This window comes from Rhizobium sp. 10N414 (assembly GCF_056394785.1).
In genome coordinates, this window is the sequence record NZ_JBFTIN010000035.1 from 25,211 (window position 1) to 46,583 (window position 21,373).

Annotated in this window: 16 protein-coding genes and 1 pseudogene; 11 read left to right on the plus strand and 6 right to left on the minus strand. The window is 60.9% G+C overall.

The genetic code is table 11. The annotated features are described in order from the left end of the window. The first annotated feature begins 33 nt into the window (after positions 1-33). The 3 genes from AC1DE4_RS24630 to AC1DE4_RS24640 are packed head-to-tail and all read left to right on the plus strand — an operon-like array spanning position 34 to position 3,637. A complete protein-coding gene (locus AC1DE4_RS24630) occupies positions 34-1,305 on the plus strand; it encodes a polysaccharide biosynthesis/export family protein (RefSeq protein ID WP_113161517.1) in 1,272 nt (423 codons plus the stop codon). A 10-nt stretch (positions 1,306-1,315) separates the two neighbouring features. After that, complete coding sequence (locus tag AC1DE4_RS24635; RefSeq protein WP_018857339.1) at positions 1,316-2,581, plus strand: O-antigen ligase family protein; 1,266 nt, start codon at positions 1,316-1,318, stop codon at positions 2,579-2,581. Positions 2,582-2,629: 48 nt separating this feature from the next. After that, positions 2,630-3,637, plus strand: a complete 1,008-nt coding sequence (locus AC1DE4_RS24640; protein WP_169682270.1) for an acyltransferase family protein — start codon at positions 2,630-2,632, stop codon at positions 3,635-3,637. Here AC1DE4_RS24640 and AC1DE4_RS24645 read toward each other — a convergent pair. After that, positions 3,632-6,826 (minus strand): efflux RND transporter permease subunit, encoded by a 3,195-nt coding sequence (locus AC1DE4_RS24645; protein WP_477883532.1) that lies wholly within the window; start codon positions 6,824-6,826, stop codon positions 3,632-3,634. The two genes, AC1DE4_RS24640 and AC1DE4_RS24645, sit on opposite strands and share 6 nt — an antisense overlap. Beyond that, complete coding sequence (locus AC1DE4_RS24650) at positions 6,823-7,998, minus strand: efflux RND transporter periplasmic adaptor subunit (RefSeq protein WP_477883534.1); 1,176 nt, start codon at positions 7,996-7,998, stop codon at positions 6,823-6,825. Before AC1DE4_RS24650 ends, AC1DE4_RS24645 begins: the two co-directional genes overlap by 4 nt. A 400-nt stretch (positions 7,999-8,398) precedes the next feature. Between AC1DE4_RS24650 and AC1DE4_RS24655 the strand changes: the two genes are divergently transcribed. The 3 genes from AC1DE4_RS24655 to AC1DE4_RS24665 are packed head-to-tail and all read left to right on the plus strand — an operon-like array spanning position 8,399 to position 11,616. Further along, entirely contained in the window at positions 8,399-8,863 is a 465-nt protein-coding gene (locus AC1DE4_RS24655) for a MarR family winged helix-turn-helix transcriptional regulator (protein ID WP_018857343.1), read from the plus strand. Further along, complete coding sequence (locus tag AC1DE4_RS24660) at positions 8,856-10,082, plus strand: HlyD family secretion protein (RefSeq protein ID WP_477883536.1); 1,227 nt, start codon at positions 8,856-8,858, stop codon at positions 10,080-10,082. The genes AC1DE4_RS24655 and AC1DE4_RS24660 overlap by 8 nt, the downstream gene beginning before the upstream one ends. Beyond that, positions 10,075-11,616, plus strand: coding sequence for a DHA2 family efflux MFS transporter permease subunit (locus AC1DE4_RS24665; protein WP_018857345.1), 1,542 nt, complete (start codon positions 10,075-10,077; stop codon positions 11,614-11,616). The genes AC1DE4_RS24660 and AC1DE4_RS24665 overlap by 8 nt, the downstream gene beginning before the upstream one ends. 3 nt (positions 11,617-11,619) lie before the next feature. Here the strand turns inward: AC1DE4_RS24665 and AC1DE4_RS24670 are convergent, their stop codons facing one another. The 3 genes from AC1DE4_RS24670 to AC1DE4_RS24680 are packed head-to-tail and all read right to left on the minus strand — an operon-like array spanning position 11,620 to position 13,496. Beyond that, positions 11,620-12,210: a DNA-3-methyladenine glycosylase gene (locus tag AC1DE4_RS24670; protein WP_018117252.1), complete on the minus strand. Its 591-nt coding sequence runs from the start codon at positions 12,208-12,210 to the stop codon at positions 11,620-11,622. Positions 12,211-12,238: 28 nt separating this feature from the next. Continuing rightward, positions 12,239-12,559: a hypothetical protein gene (locus tag AC1DE4_RS24675; RefSeq protein ID WP_025660014.1), complete on the minus strand. Its 321-nt coding sequence runs from the start codon at positions 12,557-12,559 to the stop codon at positions 12,239-12,241. A gap of 46 nt (positions 12,560-12,605) precedes the next feature. Continuing rightward, positions 12,606-13,496 (minus strand): LysR family transcriptional regulator, encoded by an 891-nt coding sequence (locus AC1DE4_RS24680; protein ID WP_477883538.1) that lies wholly within the window; start codon positions 13,494-13,496, stop codon positions 12,606-12,608. Between the two features lie 121 nt (positions 13,497-13,617). Here AC1DE4_RS24680 and AC1DE4_RS24685 point away from each other — a divergent pair, with 121 nt between their 5' ends. Together AC1DE4_RS24685 and AC1DE4_RS24690 are read left to right on the plus strand one after the other, a co-directional pair. Continuing rightward, complete coding sequence (locus AC1DE4_RS24685; RefSeq protein WP_477883540.1) at positions 13,618-14,355, plus strand: SDR family oxidoreductase; 738 nt, start codon at positions 13,618-13,620, stop codon at positions 14,353-14,355. Between the two features lie 34 nt (positions 14,356-14,389). Further along, positions 14,390-14,586, plus strand: a pseudogene (locus AC1DE4_RS24690) (oxidoreductase); the annotation flags it as partial. 239 nt (positions 14,587-14,825) lie between these two features. Here AC1DE4_RS24690 and AC1DE4_RS24695 read toward each other — a convergent pair. Next, complete coding sequence (locus AC1DE4_RS24695) at positions 14,826-15,737, minus strand: LysR family transcriptional regulator (RefSeq protein ID WP_018117257.1); 912 nt, start codon at positions 15,735-15,737, stop codon at positions 14,826-14,828. 168 nt (positions 15,738-15,905) lie between these two features. On the opposite strand from AC1DE4_RS24695, the gene AC1DE4_RS24700 reads away from it, so the two are divergent. The 3 genes from AC1DE4_RS24700 (at position 15,906) to AC1DE4_RS24710 (ending at position 21,283) form a co-directional block, all read left to right on the plus strand. Beyond that, entirely contained in the window at positions 15,906-16,727 is an 822-nt protein-coding gene (locus tag AC1DE4_RS24700) for an alpha/beta hydrolase fold domain-containing protein (protein ID WP_113471290.1), read from the plus strand. A gap of 41 nt (positions 16,728-16,768) precedes the next feature. Further along, on the plus strand, positions 16,769-17,959 hold the full coding sequence (locus AC1DE4_RS24705) for an efflux RND transporter periplasmic adaptor subunit (RefSeq protein ID WP_018857353.1): 1,191 nt from the start codon (positions 16,769-16,771) through the stop codon (positions 17,957-17,959). A gap of 123 nt (positions 17,960-18,082) precedes the next feature. Continuing rightward, positions 18,083-21,283, plus strand: a complete 3,201-nt coding sequence (locus tag AC1DE4_RS24710) for an efflux RND transporter permease subunit (protein WP_018857354.1) — start codon at positions 18,083-18,085, stop codon at positions 21,281-21,283. Positions 21,284-21,373: the final 90 nt, after the last annotated feature.

Here is a 21,373-nt window from a genome sequence, read left to right on the forward strand (position 1 = left end):
GCGGCTTGTCGTGCTGAGACACGGGGAAGGTTCATGGAAAGACGCTTTCTTGACGGCAAGGCCGGACGATTTCGTTCGCTAAGATCCGGTATTGTTGTCGCAGCCGGACTTGCTGCTTTATTGGCGTCCTCATCGCTTGCCAGTGCAGACGACTACCGGCTCGGAATGATGGACAAGCTGAGGATTCGGGTGGCCGAGTGGCAGACCGCGGATGGCAGCATCCGCGACTGGTCGGTTATCAGTGGGGACTATACGGTCGGGCCTTCAGGAAGCATTTCCCTGCCTTTCGTCGGTGACATGCCCGCATCAGGCAAGACGACGGATGCGATCGCCCAGGAGATCGGTTCGGCTCTGCAGAAGCAATTTGCTCTGAAAGACCGACCTTCTGCCTCGGTGGAACTGTCGGAATTCCGGCCGGTCTATCTCTCCGGTGACGTTGAAAAGCCCGGTGAATATCCGTTCGCGCCCAATCTCACGATCGTCAAGGCCGTGAGCCTCGCGGGTGGCCTGCGCCGCGCGGACGCCGGGCAACGCTTCGCCCGCGACTTCATCAACGCCAAGGGTGACGCGGTCGTCTACATGGCCGACCGTGCACGCCTGCTGGTGAAGCAGGCGCGGTTGCGCGCGGAGATCGCGAACCAGGATACGATCGAAATGCCGAAGGAGCTGCAAGACAAGCCGGAGGCGAAGCCCCTGCTTGACAGCGAAACGGCTCTCATGAACACGCGCAAGAAGCGGCTGACGCTGCAGCTTCAGGCTCTTGCTGACCTCAAGCAACTGCTGCAAAGCGAGGTCGAGACCCTCGCCAAAAAGAGCGAAACGCAGACTCGGCAATTGCAGCTTGCGACCGCGGACCGCGACAAGGTCGAGGATCTTGCGGAGAAGGGTCTGGCACTCAGCGCCCGCAAGATGGCCGCCGAGCAGCGCGCTGCCGATACCGAGGCGACGCTTCTCGATATCGACACAAATTCGCTGAAGGCCAAGCAGGATATCAGCAAGGCCGATCAGGACGAGATCACGCTTCGGAACGACTGGGATGCGCAGCTTGCCCAGGAACTTCAGAATGCCGAAGCTCAACTAGACGAACTCCATCTTAAGCTCGAAACCAGCAATTCGCTGATGGCGGAGGCATTGACGCAATCCACCGATGCCGCCCGTTTTGACACCAGCACCGGGGCTGCGAGCATCGCCTACTCGATCGTCCGCGATGTCGACGGCAAGGCGAAGGAGATTCCGGTTCAGGAAAATACGGCACTGCAGCCCGGCGACCTGATCAAGGTCACCGCCGGATTGGCAATGAGATAACGAGGCCGCAATGCGGATCGCAAAATCTGTGCTCATTCAGCCAGGCAGGAATGCGAATTTCGCCATCCCTGCCGTGGCGCTGTCACTTTTTTGCTTCGCCTACTCGATTAAGTTCGGGCAGGTGGCGATCCTGCTTTACTATGCGCTCTGGTTGCCGCTGATTGCCGTGGACTACAAGAAGGTGCTCGGCAGCCATGGTCGCTATCTCTGGATCTATGCCTTCGCAGCACTTGCCTTCCTGTCGGTCTTCTGGTCGGCGGTTCCGAGCATTTCGCTGCGTGCCAGCATCCAGTACCTGACTCAGGTCATCTGTGCCCTGATTGCAGTCCGCGTGGTGGACGTCAGAAGCCTGACGGTGGGCATGATCGCCGGTGTGGGGATCGTTCTCGTCTATTCGCTGCTGTTCGGCTACTACGAGTACGACCCGCTGGACGGCACCTTCAGTTTCGTTGGGGCCTTCGCCTCGAAGAACCAGCTTGGCTTCTATGCGTCGCTTGGGTTGATCGTTTCCTTCGCGGCCGTCTTTATCTTCGGTGAGAGACGCCTCTGGATGGCGGCGTCGGGAATAGTCGGGCTGCTATCGGCCTACTGCCTCATCGCCTGCCAGTCTGCGACGTCCGTTTTGACGACTGCCGTCGTGATTGCCCTCATGATGGGGCTGCGTGTCGTGCTCGCACTGACCCCCGACCACCGCAAGCTGCTGGTCGTCGGCGGTGGCGTCGCCGTCATCATTCTCGCCGTTGCTGGCGTCTATCTCGGCGCGGTCGATGCCGTTCTCGGCATCTTCGGCAAGGATTCCACGCTGACCGGGCGTACCTATCTCTGGCAGCAGGGGATCGAGGCGGCAAAGCAGAATCCGGTCTTCGGCATCGGCTACCAGGCCTATTGGGTTCAGGGCTTCTCGGAGCCGGAGCGCCTGTGGGAAGAGTTCTTCATCGGATCGCGGAGCGGCTTCCACTTCCACAACACCTACATCGAAACGGCCGTCGAGCTGGGCCTCGCGGGCGTGGTCGTTCTTGCAGGAATGCTGTTGCGGATTTTGTGGGGGCACTTGCGCCGCGTCATCGAGGATTTCAGGAACGACGAATCCTATCTGCTGTTCTCGATCGCCGTGCTGCTGACGATCCGCTCCTTCGTCGAGATCGATATTCTGACACCGTACAACGTCGGGACGTTTCTTTTCTATTTCGCCGCCGGAAAGCTGGCGACAGCGCGCCGCCAACCAGCGGTGAGCTCATGGCAACAGCACGCGTCGCCTGAGCCTCTCCCTCAATAATGTCATTGCATTTTCGACCGGGCTTGGTCCGGTTCTCCGAGGAAACGGATGAAGACACTTTACGGCATCCAATATCTGCGCGCCTTCGCGGCACTTGCCGTCGTGGTCTTCCACGCGGCCGAAAGAACCGGTGAGCATTTCGCCATTGGTGCCGCCGGCGTCGATGTTTTCTTCGTCATCAGCGGTTTCATCATGTGGGTCATCAGCGACCGCCGCCCAATGACGCCACAGGGGTTCCTGCTTGATCGCATTCGCCGCATTGCGCCTTCCTACTGGCTGGTCACGAGCGTGATGATCGCCGGCGCCCTCGTCGGTCTGTTTCCAAACCTGAAGCTGACCGGCGCCCATATCTTGTCCTCGCTTTTCTTCATTCCTGCCCACTCGCCGAGCACTGGCGAGATCTGGCCGGTCCTCGTCCAAGGCTGGACGCTGAATTTCGAGATGTTCTTCTACATACTGTTTGCCGGCGCGCTCTTCCTGCCGCGTCGCTGGAGACTGGTCTATCTGACGGCCATTTTCGGGAGCTTCTTCCTGATCGGCCTGGTGTTCAAGCCTGCATCGCCCGTGCTGAACACCTATACCCGGTCGATCATCCTCGAATTCCTCGGGGGAGTGCTGCTCGCTGAATTGTGGATCCGGCGCTGGATTGCAGGCACCAGTCTCGGCCTTGCATTCGTTGGCGCATCACTCGTCGGCTTCGCCATGATCTTTCTGATCGAAGCCGATTTCAATGAAACGATCTGTGGGCCGCTGGCCATCGCTTTGGTCTACGGCATGGTGTCGCTCGAGGCGGACGGCAGCATTGGCCGCGTACCGCTTCTCACCTATCTCGGCGATGCATCCTATTCGATATACCTCTGGCACACGCTGGCAATCTCCGTGATCGTCAAGGCTGCCGGCGCGGCCGGGCTGTCGGCAACGCCGACGATCGTAATTGCCGTCATTGGCGGCACGATCCTCGGAACGGCAGCCTACGAGTTTGTCGAAAAGCCGCTCCGGAAGATCCTTTCGTCAGACCTGTTCAAACCGAGCGCGGTCGAGCGGCGCCCTTCATGAAGAAGTCTCAGTGGCAGCCTCCTCGGAGGGCGGGGCGGGCTCGGCCTGCGCAACAGGCTTTCGCCGGCGCCCGCGCAACACGACGTAAAAGACGGGTGTCAGGAACAGGCCGAAAATCGTTACGCCGAGCATCCCTGAGAAAACGGCCGTTCCGAGCGATTGGCGCATTTCGGCGCCGGGGCCGGTGGCGATCATTAGCGGCACGACACCGAAGATGAACGCGAAGGCCGTCATCAGAATCGGCCGCAGCCGCAGGTGACTGGCCTCGATGGCGGCCTCGGTTGCCGACTTGCCTTCGTCCTGTGCCTGTCTCGCGAATTCTACGATCAGGATGGCGTTCTTGGCCGCCAGCCCGATCAGAACGATCAAGCCGATCTGCGTCAGGATGTTGTTGTCCATTCCGCGCAGATGGACCCCAAGCAAGGCTCCCAGGATCGCAAGGGGGACGATGAGGATGATGGCTAGCGGCAGAACCCAGCTTTCATATTGCGCCGACAGGGCCAGGAACACGAAGACCACCGACAGGGCGAAGATGTAGATTGCGGTATTGCCGGTGTTCCTCTCCTGGAAGGCGATTTCCGTCCACTCGAAGGTCGTTCCTGCCGGCAGGATCTGCTTGGCGAGGCCTTCCATCTTGTCGAGTGCGGTGCCCGTCGAAACGCCAGGGGCGGCATTACCCTGCACGGGGACGGACACATACATATTGTAATGCTGGACGAGGGATGGGCCGCTGGTATCACGGATGTCGACCAGCGTGCCAAGCGGGACGAGTGCACCCGTCGCAGATCTTACCTTGAGGGCGAGGATGTCGTCACGCTCGACGCGATACTGCTGGTCGGCTTGCGCGCGCACTTGGTAGACACGCCCGAAGGCATTGAAATCGTTGACATAGGATGTGCCGAGATTGATCGACAGCGTGTCGAATATGTTGGTGATCGGTACGTTCAGCGTGCGCGCCTTGTCGCGGTCGATTTCGAGGAAATATTGTGGACTGTTGGCGGAAAACGTCGTGAAGACACCCGTCAGACCCTCGGTCTGGTTCGCCATGCCCATCAGCTGATAGGCAACGCCGAGGACGCGGCGCATATCGGAGCTCTCGCGATCCATCAGCTGGATCTTGAAGCCGCCGGCATTGCCGATGCCGGAGATCGGCGGCGGCGGAATGGCGATGATGAAGGCTTCCTGGATCGCCTGCAGGCTCCCATAGAGCTGGCCGATGATCTTCGTGGCCGTCTCGCCATGCTCCAAACGATTTTCGAAGGTGTCGAAGGCGGCAAAGACCACGCCGGCGTTAGAAGCGTTGGTAAACGTTGCGCCGCTGAAGCCCGAGAAGGCAACAGCATTCTTGACGCCAGGCGTGTTGCGGATGATCTCCGAAGCGCGCTCGACGACCGCGTCGGTGCGTGAAAGCGCTGCACCGTCAGGGAGTTGCACGACGACGATGGCGTACCCCTGGTCCATGACCGGGACGAAGCCGCCGGGAACGATCCTGCTCATATAGTATGTGGCGCCGAGCAGGCCGACAAAGATCAGCAGTGCGACGCAGAGTGCTGCGACTGTCTGCACCGTATGACGGACGATCCATGAATAGCCGGCACTGAGCCTGTCGAACCCATTGTTGAATCCATTCGCAAGCGCGCTTCCGAAACGCGCGATCGGATTGCGCCGCTTCTCGTGCTCCTCGTGTGGCTTGAGCACCAGTGCTGCGAGCGCTGGCGAGAGGGTCAGGGAATTCAATGCCGAGATCGCGGTTGCGACCGCGATCGTCACGGCGAACTGACGATAAAACTGGCCTGATATGCCGGGGATAAAGGCCGTTGGGACAAACACGGCGATCAGCACGAGAGAGATGGCGACGACTGCCGTTCCGACTTCGTTCATCGTCACATGCGCCGCCTCTCGCGGCGTCATTCCCTTTGCCAGGTTGCGCTCGACATTTTCGACCACGACGATGGCGTCGTCGACGACGATGCCGATCGCCAGTACGAGGCCAAACAGCGTCAACATGTTGAGCGAAAACCCGAAGGCAAGCAGAAACGCGAAGGTGCCGATCAGCGAGACCGGGATGGCAACGATGGGGATGATTGCCGTTCGCCACGACTGTAGGAAGATGAGAACCACGATGGCGACGAGGAGGGCGGCTTCAGCGATCGTCTTGTAGACCTCGTTGATCGACTCCGCGATGAATTCGGTCGGGTTGTAGACGATGTCGTAGCTAAGGCCCTGCGGGAAATCCTGGGCGACTGTGTCCATTGTCTTCTTGATTTCGGCCGCGGCTGCAAGCGCGTTGGTGCCGGGACGCGCGAAAATGCCGAGCGCGACCGCCGGCTTGCCGTTCAGATAGCTATTGGTGACATAGTCCTTGGCGCCGAGTTCGATGCGGGCGATATCCTGCAACTGGACGAGACGCCCCTCGGAGGTCGCTTTGACGATGACGTATCGGAACTGTCGGGCATCCGAAAAACGTCCTTGCGTCGTCACCGTATATTGGAAGGCGTTGGTGCCGGCGGCCGGCGGCCCGCCGATCGAGCCGCCGGAGACCTGCACGTTTTGTTCGCGCAGCGCGTCGACGACATCGCTGGCGGTCATGCCATAAGCCGACAGTTTCTGCGGGTCGAGCCAGATGCGCAGCGAATACTCGCGTTCACCGAACAGGATGACGTCGCCAACGCCGTCAAGACGAACCAGGGTGTCGCGGATACGGGTGCGTGCGTAGTTGGAGACATAAAGTTGGTCGTATCGGGAATTCGGCGACAGCAGATGCACCACCATCATCAGGTCGGGCGAGCTTTTTGCCGTCGTGATGCCAATGCGCCGCACTTCTTCGGGAAGGCGTGGCTCGGCGATGGCAACGCGGTTCTGGACAAGCACTTGTGCCTTGTCGAGGTCCGTACCGAGCTTGAAAGTCACGGTCAGCGCCATGGAGCCATCGGCCGTCGAATAGGAAGACATGTAGAGCATGTCCTCGACGCCGTTGACCTCTTGCTCGATCGGCGTCGCCACGGTGTTGGCGATCGTCTCGGCGTCAGCGCCGGGATAGGAGGTGCGGATGACGATGGTCGGCGGTGCAATCTCCGGGTATTGCGCCACGGGCAACTGGAAATAGGCAATGCCGCCGACAATCAGCAGCACAATAGAGAGCACCGACGCGAAGATCGGGCGGTCGACGAAGAAGTGTGCAAATCTCATCGGCTGAGCTCCAGGCCGGCGGCTTCTGGCGCAATCTCCTCGCGGCTTTGCGGTAGCTCGACGACCTGCGGCGTGACCTTGGAGCCGGGGCGGGCTCGCAGCAGGCCATTGATGACGATCGTCTCGTTGCCGTCCATGCCCTCGCGGATGACGCGATAGCCGTAGAGGCGCGGGCCCGGGCGGACGGGCTTTGCAGTGACCATCCCATCCTCTCCAACGACATAGACGACGCGCTGGTTCTGGTCGGACCCGATTGCTTCATCGGGGACAAGGATCGCCTTATAAACATTTGATGCCTCGACAGAAACGCGACCGAACAGCCCCGGCTGGAGCACGTAGTTCGGATTGTCGAAGCGCGCGCGTACGCGCTTCGTGCCGGTCTCGCTGTCGATCCTGTTTTCAGCGAAGTCCAGCTTGCCCTTGAATGGCTTCTCGGTCGAATCCGTGATCCTGACCTCGACCTCCACGCCGCCACCGCCTTGCTGCAGATCGACCCCGCGGTCGCGGGCAGTCTGCGCGAAGTTGAGAAGGCGGCGTTCATCGACGTCGAAATAGAAGTCGATGGGATCCACCGAGACAATGGTCGTCAGAATCGATTGGTCAGCCTGAACAAGGTTGCCGACGGAGATCAGCCGGCGGTCGATGCGGCCGCTGATCGGCGCTGTGATCTTAGTATATTCGAGGTCGAGTGCCGCGCGATCGGCCGTTGCTTGCGCTCCACGGACGTTTGCCTGTGCCGAAACCCATTCGCGCCGGCGGTCGTCAAGGATCGATATCGACTGGCTACCACTCGTCGCAAGGCTCTCGGCCCGCTTGAATTGCGCTTCGGCATAGACGAGCGTCGACTTGGCCACCTCCAGTGCCGCATTCGCCTCGTTCAGGGCAGTGACGAATGGCCTCTGGTCGATGACGAAGAGCAGGTCACCCTGCGTGACGAGTGCGCCGTCGGTGAAGTGAACCTCCTGAAGGTAGCCGCCAATGCGCGAGCGCACCGATACCTGATCGACCGGCTCGAAGCGTCCAATGAACTCATCGTTGTCGACGACATCGCGCACGACAGGTTTGGCGACAGAGACGGGAGGGGGAGAGCCTGGCTGCTGCGCCACCGCCGAAGCGAACGGCAGGAAAGTCAGGGTGCCAATAGTCAGCAGTCGTCGAAGGGAGGAAGGCATGGCGGTTTCCTTATCCGGACGGCCGCAAACGCTGCCGTCGCTTATGCTGATGTGATGCGATTCATGTCTTGATGTCTCTGAACAAAGGCTCTGCCCTCATTCACCTATGCCATTGTAAATTCACGATCACGGCGTTCGGCCGCGTTCCGGCCCTACCATCGAGAAAAATGGGTCGGCCGCCGGTAACCCTCTGGATTTCTACTTTAAACGGCTGCCGCTCGAAATTGCAAATGCCACACGGTTGCAATTTGCGAAAGCCCTCAGAAATCTCTGCGCGTATTCTCATGCGGCATTTTGGCCGCAGATGCGGAATCTGGAGAAGCGCCTATTGTGCTATGCACACGCTTAATATATCTGAGCGTATTATAAGTGTGCTTATGAATTATCGGCACTGGCTCCCATGAACAGCAATCCTACCCTCGGCTTCCTATTGCACGACGTCGCACGGCTGCTTCGCAAGCGGTTTGAGCAGCGTGCGCGCTGCCTTGGGCTAACGCGGTCGCAGTGGCAGACCCTGGCTTATCTGCGCAGCAATGAGGGGATCCACCAGAGCGGACTTGCCGAGATCCTGGAAATCGAGCCGATCACGCTTGTCCGCATTCTCGACAAACTCGCCGATCGCGGTCTCATCGAGCGCCGGCAGCATCCGACCGATCGCCGTATCTGGCTTCTCTATGTGCGCGAGGAAGCCCATCCGCTTCTGGCCGAGATGCGCGAGCTTGGTGATCTGACACGCGGCGAGGCATTCGCCGGCATCCCTTCCGAGCAGCGCGATCAGCTGTTCGACATTCTAACCGAAATGAAGACGAACCTGGTGCAGGCCTGCCGATCCCCGGTAGCCGAGAATGAGACAAAACATGGCTGAGAAGTCCTCCCTGCGCGTCGTTACAGACGCAAATGCCAAGAACCCAGTTGAAGAAAAGGATGTTTCTCCTCGTGAGGAAACGGTAGCCGAGGCGCCTTCATCCAATTCAGCGCCCGCTACTGCTGTGGCTGCGCCTGGCGGCACTCAGGTCCGCCGCCGGCGCAGTCTCAAGCGCCCCGTTCTGTTCACGCTGCTGCCCGTCGCGCTCGTCGTTGGCGGCTACTACTACGTCAATGGCGGACAGATCATGTCGACCGACAATGCCTATATCCAGGCTGACATGGTGGGGCTGACGACAGACGTTTCCGGTATCGTCGACCAGATTAACGTGCATGAGAACGAAGCCGTGAAGAAGGGCCAGGTGCTCTTCAGCCTGCGGCAGGATTCCTTCAAGATTGCTCTCGACGGTGCGGAGGCGCAGCTCGGCGCCGTCCGAAACCAGATCCTCAATCTGAAGGCCAGCTATCAGCAGTCGCTTGCCGAGATCACGCAGGCCGAAGCTGATATTCCGTACTATCAGACCGAATTCGACCGTCAGCAGAACCTGCTGAACAGCTCGGCCGCGACGCGCACTGCTTATGATCAGGCCAAGCACAATCTCGATGCGGGCCATCAGAAGGTCGCCGTCGCAAAGGCCGAAGCGGCAGCAACATTGGCCCAGCTCGGCGGCAATGCCGATCAGCCGGTTGAGCAGAACCCGCTCTATCTCGAAGCCAAGGCGAAGGTGGACGACGCACAGCGCGAACTCGACCACAGCGTCGTCAAGGCGCCGTTCGATGGTATCGTGACGAACGTCAACTCGCTGCAGCCGGGCTCCTACCTGCAGGCGTCAACGCAGGCCTTCTCGCTGGTTTCGGACAATAACCTCTGGATTTCCGCGAGCCCGAAGGAAACGGAACTGACCTATGTGAAGCCGGGCCAGCCGGTGACGATCTATGTCGACACCTATCCGGGCGTGGAGTGGAAGGGCAAGGTCGAGAGCATCAGCCCGGCCTCCGGCTCCAGCTTCTCGCTGCTGCCGGCGCAGAACACGACGGGCAACTGGGTCAAGGTCGTGCAGCGCATTCCGATGCGCGTCAGCATCGATCACGCGGCTGGCAAGCCGCCGCTTCGCGTCGGCATGAGCACGGTCGTCGATGTCGATACGGGCCGCGCCCGTGGCCTTCCAGATTTCGTTTCCAAGCTTTTGGGCCGCTCTGCCGGCAAGGACCATGAGTAACGCTGCATCATCACCGGCCACCCTGGTTGCCAACAGGGGCGCGATCACGGCTTGCGTCATCCTGGCAGTGATCATGCAGGCGTTGGACACGACGATCGCCAACGTCGCGCTGCCCTATATTCAGGGCAGCGTCTCGGCGAGCGCCGACCAGATCAACTGGGTCCTGACCTCCTACATCGTGGCGGCCGCGATCATGACGCCGCCATCAGGCTTTCTGGCCGCCAAGTTCGGTCGCAAGCGGGTGCTTTTGGCGGCAATCGCCGGCTTCGTCGCGGCTTCCGTTCTTTGCGGCCTTGCGCAATCGCTGAACCAGATTGTTGCCTTCCGCCTGTTGCAGGGCCTGTTCGGCGCGTCTCTGGTTCCCCTCTCTCAGGGCATCCTCCTCGACATCTACACTGCCGAGGAGCGAGGCTCGGCCATGGCCTTATTTGGCGTCTCGGTCATGGTCGGGCCGGTCCTGGGACCCGTCATCGGCGGCTGGCTGACCGATAATATCAGCTGGCGTTGGGTGTTCTACATCAACGTGCCGATCGGCGCGCTGGCGTTTGCCGGCATCGTGATCTACGTCACGGAGACGAAGCTCGATGCGCTGGCGAAGCTCGACTGGTTCGGGTTCGGGATGATGAGTCTCGGCATCGCGTCGCTGCAGCTCTTTCTCGATCGCGGCGAACAGCTGAACTGGTTCGCGTCCGGCGAGATCATGATCGAGGCGATCGTCTGTGCCGCTGCCTTCTATCTGTTGATCGTGCATACGCTGACGGCCGAAAAGTCGTTCGTGAATCCGAAGCTGTTCCTCGATCGGAACTTCTCGGTGAGCATGCTCTTCATCTTCGTTATCGGCATCACCTACCTCGCCTCGCTGGCGCTGATGACGCCCTATCTGCAGACGCTGATGGGATATCCCGTCATCACCGCGGGCATCGTCATGGGGCCGCGTGGGCTCGGCACGATGCTTTGCATGTTTATCGTCGGCAAGCTGATCGGGAAAGTTGACTCGCGGCTGCTCTTGGTGACCGGACTCGGGCTGACGGCCTGGGCGATGTATGACATGACCGGTTGGACGCCCGATGTCTCGCAGTGGACGATCGTGTCCGTCGGCTTCATTCAGGGCGCCGGGCTCGGCTTCCTTTTCGTGCCGCTGACGACGATCGCCTTTTCGACGCTGCCCGCCCACATGCGCGGCGACGGCACCGGCCTCTACAACCTGTCGCGCAACATCGGCTCGAGCGTCGGCATTTCGATCGTTTCGGCGCTTCTCGTCGAGAACGCCCAGGTGAACCACGAGAGCATCGCTGCCTATGTGACGCCGTTCAACCGGGCCTTCGAGGCGACGGCGGCACAGGGGCTGAATCCGCTGACTGCGGCCGGTCGTGCGGCTCTCAACGAAGTGATCACCCTGCAGTCGACGATCATCGCCTATATAGACGACTTCAAGCTGCTGATGCTCATGTCGCTGGCGGTCATTCCGCTCGCGCTGCTGCTGCGCAAGCCGAAAGTGGCACCTGCCATGGATCACAGCGCCGTCATGGAATGAGCCTCAGCGGAAAGGTTTGCTGAGATAGCGAGATCCTGAGATGCCGAAGCGCCATGGCGCTTCGGCATTTTTCGTTATGCCGATCCGCTGGCCGGCGACAATTTCGACGGGAGCCGAAGGAGCGATCGAGAAGGGCGACCGGTCGAGCAACCTGTCGTTCAGGGAGAGATCGACGCCGAGCGCTTGGCAGAGCTTGCCGGGGCCGCTGCAGAGCTGCGTCAGCGCATGGTTGCTGCGGCGTTCGATCATCGTCGCGATGCCGGCTTCCGGCTCGATTGCGCGGATCAGCACGGCCGAGCCGGGGGTGCACACGAAATTCAGGCACCAGTGTATCCCGTAGATGCGATAAATGTAGACATTGCCAGGTCGACCGAACATGGCGCGGTTGCGCGGCGTGGGACCGCGGAAGGCGTGCGAGGCTTCGTCGTCAGGGAAGTAGGCTTCAGTCTCGGTTATGCGGCCGCCGACATCGCCGACGCGCAGATGGGAGCCCAGCAGATCCCGGGCGACGGCAATCGCATCGCGCTCGAAAAAGCGCGTGAGATCAGGGCCGGCGAGGGGAGTGGCGCCGATCGCACCGACGCCATGTGTCATCTGTTTCAGGCTTCCGGTCCATGAGGCACTAATGACCGACCTTTGGGTCATGAGCAGAAATGGAGGATCCGGTCACCGAGACGGGATCGCTTGCCGGAAAAGTATCCTCGAGGCCTTCTTCCAGTTCTTCTTCGAGAAGCGCGGCATCCTTGCCGCGTGTGCCATCGGCTTGCGAACTCTGCAGTGTTGTTGCGAGCAACGCCCTCGCGCGGGTAATCGCATTATCGCTCGTTAGCCCGGGAGAGGCGGCGGCATAGAGCGTGACCGATATGTTGTTGCCGGACTGATCCGTGAAGATGACGACAAAACAGCCGTCCTTCGGATGCACGGTGACGTCTGTGATGGTCATGAAAATTCTCCAGCTCTGACTGTCACTGTAAGTGAAACGCTTTTCGCTAGGATTGTCGAGCAAAGACCTTCACCAGCCAGTCGATGAAAACGCGAACGCGGGGCGAGAGCTGCCGGTTGGGCGGATAGAGCAGGGAGACCGGTGTTTCGGTCAGCGGGAAATCCGGCAGGACGTGAATGAGCGTGCCGGCCGCGAGATCCGCTTCGGCGTGATAACGTGGCACCTGTATCAAGCCGAGGCCGAGCCTGGCAGCCGACATGAAGCTCTCGGCGGCGTTCACCGTCACCGTCGCGGGCAGGGTGACATTACGGATGCTGCCGCCGACGATGAATTCCAGTGGTAGCACGCCGCCCGTCGCCGTCGAGCGGAAACCGACCATGCGGTGGCCATCGAGCCTGTCCGGATGTTCGGGGAGGCCGTGTTTCTCGACATAGGCGGGAGCTGCAAGGGTAACTTCCTCCAACATTGCGACGCGTCTTGCTACCATGTCGCTGTCCTGGGGCGTGCCGACGCGTAACACGCAATCGATGCCCTCGCGAACGAGGTCGACCAGCCGGTCGCCTTCGCTCATGTAGAACTCGATATCAGGATAAGTTTCGAGGAAATGCGGAAGGCTCGGCAGCACAAAATGCCGGGCAAGCGTGCCATGCACGTCCACACGCAGCATGCCTTTCGGCATGGCGTCGGCAAAGGCGCCTTCCGCGTCTTCGATGTCGGCGAGGATCGAAAGGCAGCGTTGGTAATAGGCTTCGCCGTCCAGTGTCGGGCTGACATGGCGCGTGGTCCGCTGCAGCAGCCGCACGCCGAGGCGTGCTTCGAGTTGTTTGACGGCATCCGTCACCGTGGAGCGCGGCAGGCCGATGTCCTCTGCGGCAAGTGTGAAGCTCCGGCGCTCCACGACGCGGGAGAAGACCCGCATGGCATCGAATCTGTCCATCTTATTTGTTCGCGTTATTCGGATAGTGATGCCAGATAATGATTGATTATCCGCAAACTGAAAAGCGGCATCTTCTCCCCATCAGAAACGTGCTGAGCACAACGAAAGAAGGAGAGAGGCAATGGGCAATGAGAACAAGGTTGCGCTGGTTACTGGTGCATCGAGAGGCATCGGCGACGCAATCGCGGAGCGTCTGGCCAGAGACGGTTTCACCGTCGTCGTCAACTACTCAGGAAACGTCGCACTCGCCGAGGAGCTTGTGCAGAAGATCGAGCGCGACGGCGGCAAGGCTCTGACGGCGCAGGCCGACGTCAGCAATGCCGAGGCTGTCAGCCGGATGTTCGATGCGGCAGAAGCAGCCTTCGGCGGCATCGATGTGCTCGTCAACAATGCCGGTATCATGCAGCTTTCGTCGATTGCCGATGCTGACGATGCCCATTTCGATCGCCATGTCAGCGTGAACCTGAAGGGCACGTTCAATACATTGCGCGAAGCCGCAAAGCGCCTCCGCAACGGCGGTCGCATCATCAATCTGTCAACGAGTATCGTCGGCCTGAAGCTGGAAACTTACGGCGTCTACGCCGCGACCAAGGCCGCCGTCGAAGCCCTGACGGCGATCATGTCGAAGGAAATGCGCGGCCGTAACATCACCGTCAACGCCGTGGCTCCCGGGCCGACAGCAACCGACCTTTTCCTTGATGGGAAATCGGAGGAACTGATCGCCCGCATGGCCAAGATGAACCCGCTGGAGCGCCTGGGCACGCCCGAAGATATCGCCGCCTCCGTCTCGTTCCTTGCAGGTCCCGACGGCGCCTGGATCAACGGCCAGGTGTTGCGTGCCAACGGTGGCATCATCTGATCTCCGGCTCCCGCGGCGGGTTTGGCCCGCCGCCGCCGATGCCGATGCGGGCACGGTTGCGATGGCAACGCCGAGGCTATCCTCATGCCGTTCGGCACGCGTCGGTTCCGTACGCATATCGATCCGTCAGAGGACGGTGCCGAGATCGTCGTTGGCGTCGCTGATCGGGTCCGCGCCGAAATGTTCCGGCGGATCGGCTTGGAGGATCTTCTCAAACCGGCCGTTCACTAAACCGTGATACCGGCCATTGTTCCGGTTTTGCGAACCTGCTGTGCATAAATCAGTACTTAACAAACGGCAAAAAGCAGGCTTATATTATTTGCGTAAAGGCGACTGGGAAGACCTCCAACTCGGGCGCCACCTCAGATACCGGCCGAGCCATTTCCCTGGTGACGCGGCAGGGTCTGAAAGGAATTCGATGATCGACTGTTGCGGCCCGTCGAAGGGACTCCTTCCGGGCCGCAATTGCGTCAGGCATCATTCAGCTTGGCATCCGAGAGCAATTTCACCAGCCAGTCGACGAAGACACGGACCTTGTTGCTGAGGTGGCGGTTCGGCGGATAGACGATATAGAGCGGCAGCGGTTCGCGGCTCCATTCCGGCAAGATCTCCACCAGGTCGCCCTTGGCCAGCGCATCGCGGATCATGAAGCGCGGCAGTTGGGCAATACCGAGCCCGTTCAGCGCCGCATTGACGAAGGTTCGGCTGTCATTGACCGACAGCAGGTAGCGCGGATTGATCTCCAGTTCCTCATTGTCCTTGCGGAATTCGAAGGGAAGTGTCCGGTTCGTCTGAGCGCGGAAGTAACTCACTGAATAATGGTCGTTTTCCAGCTCCTCGGGGCGAGTCGGAATGCCGAATTTCTCGATGTAGAGCGGTGCCGCGCAGGTGAGCATTTCGACCTCCGAGACACGTCTTGCGATCAGCGACTGGTCGGCCGGCGTGCCGGCGCGAAGCGCGCAGTCGACGTTCTCCGCGAGGTAGTCGACGGTGCGGTCGCCCACACCCAGGTCTACCCTGATGTCCGGATACTTCTGGTAAAAATCGCAAAGCGCCGGGACGACAATCCAGTCGGCGAAAGCGCCGGCCATTTCGACGCGCAAGCGGCCGGTCGGCAGGCCTTGCGAGTTCGAAAGGCTGCCGTCGAGTTCCTCGAGCTCGGAGACGATCTGCGCCGCCCGCTCGTAGTAGAGCGCGCCGTCGGTCGTCACCATGACGCGTCGTGTGGTGCGATTGAGAAGTTTGGTATGCAGATGTGCTTCAAGCCCCTGAATGAGATTGGTCACCGTCGCCTTGGGCATAGCGAGCGTGTCGGCGGCCCGTGTGAAATTGCCCGTCTCTACGACGCGGATGAAGGCGCGCATTGCCGAGAGCTGGTCCATCGGAAAATCACCTAAGCAGATTGCACTGCGGTATTGTTCGAAATTCGGAACAGTGTAATCGCTCTATGGCTTCTTATTCCGACAATGGAATAACAATATCTTTTCTTCACAAATTGCAAGCCATCTCGGCTCGCAATACGTTATGTGGGTCAAACGCGAGCCGGAGCCATGGCGGTGCATGTGAAAGACATAGTGTTGGAGAAGGTGGCCACCGGGCCCGTTTCCGCGCGCGTCTATCAGGGTGCCGAGTTCGGCAAGGGTTCACCCATCGTACTGTTTTTCCACGGCGGCGCATTTCTGCAGTCGGGCGTCAAGGACAGCGTGGTTGCCGAAAGCCTGGCGAAGGCTGGCGCGATTGTCGCTGTACCTGACTATAATGCGCCGCTTGGCAACGTCTTTCCTAAGCCGCTCGAAGTGGGTTACTCGATCTTTTCCTATCTCGCCAACAAGCGCGCGTCCGGTATTGGCGACCGCAATTCGCTGCTGATCGTGGCTGGCGAAGAGGCGGGCGGCAATATTGCTGCCGGCGTCGCCTTCAAGGCGCGCGACCATTTTGCGGATGCGCTCAATGGCCAGGTTCTGATTTCGCCGCTGCTTGATCCTTTCATGGGCACGTCGTCGATCCGCAAGGCGGATGGCATAGGCATGCGTCAGCGCTGGGCCGAGGGCTGGAGCCAATATCTCAGCGGCGGCGGCTGTCATCCCTATGCCGCGCCGTGTCTGTGTTCCCGCATTTCGGGGGTCGCGCCGGCACTCGTTCTGACGGCGGAGGATGATCCGCTTCGCGACGAGACGCTCGGTTACGCCGATCGCCTCAAACAGGCTGGTGTGCCAGTTCGCCGGAATGTCCTTCCCGCCGGGGCAGGCTGGCCGATGCTTTATGGCGGGAAATGCGAACAGGCACCGAATTGGCAACAGACGATCACGGACCAATTCGAAAGCTTCGTTCGGGATATTAGCAGCCAACCTATTGCATTGAAGACGAACTGATTGAATTCGGCCACTGAGAGAGGGCCGTAAGGAGAGTACCAATGACGTCCAGTAAGAAGCGCTGGGCCCTTGTGGGCGCCGGCTTGGGACTTGTTGCGTCCGTTTCGGCCGCAGCCATGTTTTTCGAACTGCCGATGAGCACGACTGCCACGGCGGCTTCCGCACCTGCGCAGGCTCCCGCTGTGCCGGTGACGGTGGCCGTCGTCGCCGGCCGTGACGTCACGACATGGCAGGAGTTCTCGGGACGGCTTGAAGCCGTCGACCGCGTGCAGGTCCGTTCACGTGTGGCCGGCGCTGTCCAGTCCGTGCACTTCCGCGAAGGCGCGCTGGTAAAGGCCGGCGACCTGCTCTTCACCATCGATCCGGAGCCCTACCAGGCGGCGGTTTCGCAGGCTGAAGGACAGACTGCCTCGGCCGAGGCCAAGGTCAATCTTGCTCAGATCGAGCTGGAGCGTGGCCGCAGGCTTTCCGACAACAAGACGATTTCGCAGAGCGATTTCGACCAACGGCAGAATGCCTTCACCGAGGCTCAGGCCGGTCTTCGCACCGCTCAGGCTGCTCTTCGCTCGGCCCAGCTTGAGCTCGGCTACACCGAGGTCCGCGCGCCGGTCGCCGGCCGCGTCGGCAAGATCGAGATTACCGTCGGTAATCTTGTTGCCGAAGGCAGTTCATCTCCCGCCCTGACGACGCTGGTGTCGGTCGATCCGATCTATGCCAGCTTCAACGCCAGCGAGGAGATGGTCACCAAGGCGCTTTCCGAGTTGCCGGCTGGCGATGGCGCCGTTCCCGCTGTCGAGCAGATCCCGGTCGAGGTTGGTACGCTCGCCGATCAGGGCACGCCGATCAAGGGCAAGCTGCAGCTGATCGACAACCAGGTTGACGCGGCCAGCGGTACGATCGGCGTTCGCGCCGTCTTCGACAATCCCGGCGGCAAGCTGATCCCCGGCCAGTTCGTTCGCGTCCGCATGGGCGAGCCGAAGGCCGAAAACAAAATCCTGGTCAGCGACCGTGCAATCGGCACCGACCAGGACAAGAAGTTCGTGTTCGTCGTCGATGCCGAAAACAAGGTCAGCTACCGGCCGGTGCAGCTTGGTCCGATAGCGGATGGCCAGCGCATCGTCGAAAGCGGTCTTGTTGTCGGCGACAAGATCGTCGTCAACGGACTGCAGCGTATTCGTCCCGGCGCAGTGGTTGCGCCGCAGGCGGAAGAAAAAGTGGCGACGGCTCAGTAAGCCGACGCATCAGGAGCGTCTCGGCGCTCCGCGTTAATTCCGAAACGACCTGATCCACCGGCGGCCTCCCAACCGCCGGAGCGGGTCGTTGCATCCCGATTTCATCCCGGAGAGGGCTTTGAAATGAATTTCTCCAGATTTTTTGTCGACCGTCCGGTGTTTGCCGGAGTCCTGTCGGTCCTCATCGTCGTCGCCGGTCTGCTTGGCCTGCGTGCGCTGCCGATTTCCGAATATCCCGAAGTCGTGCCGCCATCGATCGTCGTGCGCGCCACCTATCCGGGCGCAAACCCGGAGGTCATCGCGCAGACGGTCGCAACCCCGCTCGAAGAGCAGATCAACGGCGTCGAGGGCATGCTCTACATGTCGAGCCAGGCGACCTCGGACGGCGTCATGACGCTGACGGTCACCTTCAAACTCGGCACCGACCCCGACAAGGCACAGCAGCTCGTCCAGAACCGCGTGTCGCAGGCCGAACCGCGTCTGCCGGAGGAGGTGAAGACCATCGGCATCACGACGGTCAAGAGCTCTCCCGATCTGATGATGGTCGTCAACCTGATCTCGCCCGACAACCGCTACGACATCACCTATCTGCGCAACTACGGCGTCCTCAACATCAAGGACCGGCTGGCGCGCATCGATGGCGTCGGCCAGGTACAGGTGTTTGGTTCCGGCGACTACTCGATGCGCGTCTGGATCGACCCGCAGAAGGCCGCCGAGCACGGCCTTGCCGCCAGCGATGTCACCAACGCGATCCGTGGCCAGAACGTCCAGGCCGCAGCCGGCACAATCGGCGCCTCGCCGAGCCTGTCGGGTGTCGACCTGCAGCTGAACGTCAATGCGCAGGGCCGTCTCCAGACGCCTGAGCAGTTCGGCAACATCATCGTCAAGACCGGCACGAACGGCGAGATCACCCGCCTGCGCGACGTCGCCCGCATCGAGCTCGGTGCGGCCGACTACTCGCTGCGCTCGATCCTCGACGGCAAGCCGGCGGTCGCCATCCCGGTCTTCCAGTCCCCGGGGTCCAATGCCATCACCATCTCGGACGAAGTCCAGAAGACGATGGAAGAGCTGAAGACCGCGATGCCTGACGGTGTCAGCTACGAGATCGTCTATGACACGACGAAGTTCGTCCGTTCGTCGATCGAGAAGGTCGTCGACACGCTGCTCGAAGCCATCGCGCTCGTCGTCATCGTCGTCATTCTGTTCCTGCAGACATGGCGCGCGTCGATCATTCCGCTGATTGCCGTTCCGGTCTCGATCATCGGCACGTTTGCGGTGATGTATGTCTTCGGCTTCTCGATCAACGCGCTCAGCCTGTTCGGCCTCGTGCTGGCGATCGGTATCGTGGTGGACGACGCGATCGTCGTTGTCGAAAACGTCGAGAGAAACATCGAAAATGGTCTCAGCCCGCGGGCTGCCACCTACAAGGCGATGAAGGAAGTCTCGGGCCCGATCATCGCGATCGCGCTGGTGCTCGTCGCGGTGTTCGTGCCGCTCGCCTTCATCACCGGTCTGTCCGGACAGTTCTATCGCCAGTTCGCGCTGACGATCGCGATCTCGACTGTCATTTCGGCCTTCAACTCGCTGACGTTGTCTCCGGCTCTGGCCTCGCTCTTGCTGCAGGATCACCATGCCAAGCGTGACTGGCTGACGCGCGCCATGGACGCGGCCTTTGGCTGGTTCTTCCGTGGCTTCAACAGGGCGTTCGGTGCTGCCTCCAAGGGCTACGGCAAGGGTGTCGGCGGCCTCGTGTCGCGCAAGAGCATCGTCATGCTGGTGTATCTGGTGCTGGCCGGCGCCACCTACGGCCTCTTCAATGCGGTGCCGGGCGGCTTCGTGCCGGCGCAGGACAAGCAGTATCTGATCGGCTTTGCCCAGCTGCCGGATGCCGCGAGCCTCGACCGCACCGAAGACGTCATCAAGCGGATGAGCGACATCGCCATGGCCGAGCCTGGCGTTGCCCATGCGATCGCCTTCCCGGGCCTGTCGATCAACGGCTTCACCAATTCCTCGAACGCTGGCATCGTCTTCGTGACGTTGAAGGATTTCGAGGAACGCAAGTCGCCGGCGCTTTCGGGCGGCGCGATCGCCATGTCCCTGAACCAGAAGTTCGGGGCGATCCAGGATGCCTTCATCGCGATGTTCCCGCCGCCGCCGGTCAATGGTCTCGGCACGACGGGCGGCTTCAAGATGCAGCTCGAAGACCGCGCCGGTCTCGGCTATCAGGTGCTCGACGAAGCCAACAAGGCGATAATCGCCAAGGCCTACCAGACGCCTGAGCTGACGGGCATCTTCTCTGCCTATCAGATCAATGTTCCGCAGCTCTATGCCGATCTCGACCGTGAGAAGGCGGAACAGCTGGGCGTCCCGGTAACCGACGTGTTCGAGACGCTGCAGATCTATCTCGGTTCGCTCTATGTCAACGACTTCAACGCCTTCGGCCGTACCTACAGCGTGCGCGTCCAGGCCGATGCCAAGTTCCGGGCGCAGCCCGAGGATATTGGCAAGCTGAAGGTTCGTTCGGCATCGGGCCAGATGATCCCGCTGTCTGCGCTCCTGAAGGTGAACGCGACAACCGGGCCGGAGCGGACCAACCGTTATAACGGTTTCCTCTCCGCCGATATCAACGGCGGTCCTGCTCCGGGCTTCTCCTCCGGCCAGGCTCAGGCAGCGATCGAAAAGATCGCCGACGAGACCTTGCCGAAGGGCATCAGCTTCGAATGGACGGATCTGACCTATCAGCAGATCCTGGCGGGCAACTCCGGCGTGATCGTCTTCCCGCTGGCGCTGCTGCTGGTGTTCCTGGTGCTCGCTGCCCAGTATGAGAGCCTGGCGCTGCCGATCGCGATCATCATGATCGTGCCGATGGGCGTGCTGGCGGCGCTGACGGGCGTCTGGCTGACCGGTGGAGACAACAACATCTTCACGCAGATCGGTCTGGTCGTCCTTGTCGGCCTCTCGGCGAAGAACGCGATCCTGATCGTGGAATTCGCCCGCGAGCTGGAATTCGAAGGGCGCACCCCGGTCCAGGCTGCCATCGAGGCAAGCCGCCTGCGTCTGCGCCCGATCCTGATGACCTCGATGGCCTTCATCATGGGTGTCGTGCCGCTCGTCGTCTCGACCGGTGCCGGTGCCGAGATGCGCGCCGCCATGGGTGTCGCGGTGTTCTCAGGCATGATCGGCGTCACCTTCTTCGGCATCTTCATGACGCCCGTCTTCTACGTGCTGGTCCGCAAACTCTCGGGCAACCGCCCGCTGATCCAGCACAAGGAGCACGAGCACGACGCGGAGGAAGCCGAAATCATTCGGCTCGCTGCCGAATAACCCCCACTCAGCGGCGAGACGTGGAAAGGCGGAGCATTGCTCCGCCTTTCCTGTTTTCATGAGCCGGCCAGACGGTTATGTCTCGAAGGG

Excerpts from the sequence above, each read along its gene's own strand:
- AC1DE4_RS24675 (WP_025660014.1), bottom strand. The coding sequence starts at position 12,559 with ATGACCATCACAGACGTCACCGTGCATCCGAAGGACGGCTGTTTTGTC.
- AC1DE4_RS24645 (WP_477883532.1), bottom strand. The coding sequence starts at position 6,826 with ATGAGATTTGCACACTTCTTCGTCGACCGCCCGATCTTCGCGTCGGTG.
- AC1DE4_RS24710 (WP_018857354.1), top strand. The coding sequence starts at position 18,083 with ATGAATTTCTCCAGATTTTTTGTCGACCGTCCGGTGTTTGCCGGAGTC.
- AC1DE4_RS24630 (WP_113161517.1), top strand. The coding sequence starts at position 34 with ATGGAAAGACGCTTTCTTGACGGCAAGGCCGGACGATTTCGTTCGCTA.
- AC1DE4_RS24640 (WP_169682270.1), top strand. The coding sequence starts at position 2,630 with ATGAAGACACTTTACGGCATCCAATATCTGCGCGCCTTCGCGGCACTT.
- AC1DE4_RS24655 (WP_018857343.1), top strand. The coding sequence starts at position 8,399 with ATGAACAGCAATCCTACCCTCGGCTTCCTATTGCACGACGTCGCACGG.
- AC1DE4_RS24635 (WP_018857339.1), top strand. The coding sequence starts at position 1,316 with ATGCGGATCGCAAAATCTGTGCTCATTCAGCCAGGCAGGAATGCGAAT.
- AC1DE4_RS24650 (WP_477883534.1), bottom strand. The coding sequence starts at position 7,998 with ATGCCTTCCTCCCTTCGACGACTGCTGACTATTGGCACCCTGACTTTC.
- AC1DE4_RS24670 (WP_018117252.1), bottom strand. The coding sequence starts at position 12,210 with ATGACACATGGCGTCGGTGCGATCGGCGCCACTCCCCTCGCCGGCCCT.
- AC1DE4_RS24700 (WP_113471290.1), top strand. The coding sequence starts at position 15,906 with ATGGCGGTGCATGTGAAAGACATAGTGTTGGAGAAGGTGGCCACCGGG.
- AC1DE4_RS24695 (WP_018117257.1), bottom strand. The coding sequence starts at position 15,737 with ATGGACCAGCTCTCGGCAATGCGCGCCTTCATCCGCGTCGTAGAGACG.
- AC1DE4_RS24660 (WP_477883536.1), top strand. The coding sequence starts at position 8,856 with ATGGCTGAGAAGTCCTCCCTGCGCGTCGTTACAGACGCAAATGCCAAG.
- AC1DE4_RS24665 (WP_018857345.1), top strand. The coding sequence starts at position 10,075 with ATGAGTAACGCTGCATCATCACCGGCCACCCTGGTTGCCAACAGGGGC.
- AC1DE4_RS24680 (WP_477883538.1), bottom strand. The coding sequence starts at position 13,496 with ATGGACAGATTCGATGCCATGCGGGTCTTCTCCCGCGTCGTGGAGCGC.
- AC1DE4_RS24705 (WP_018857353.1), top strand. The coding sequence starts at position 16,769 with ATGACGTCCAGTAAGAAGCGCTGGGCCCTTGTGGGCGCCGGCTTGGGA.
- AC1DE4_RS24685 (WP_477883540.1), top strand. The coding sequence starts at position 13,618 with ATGGGCAATGAGAACAAGGTTGCGCTGGTTACTGGTGCATCGAGAGGC.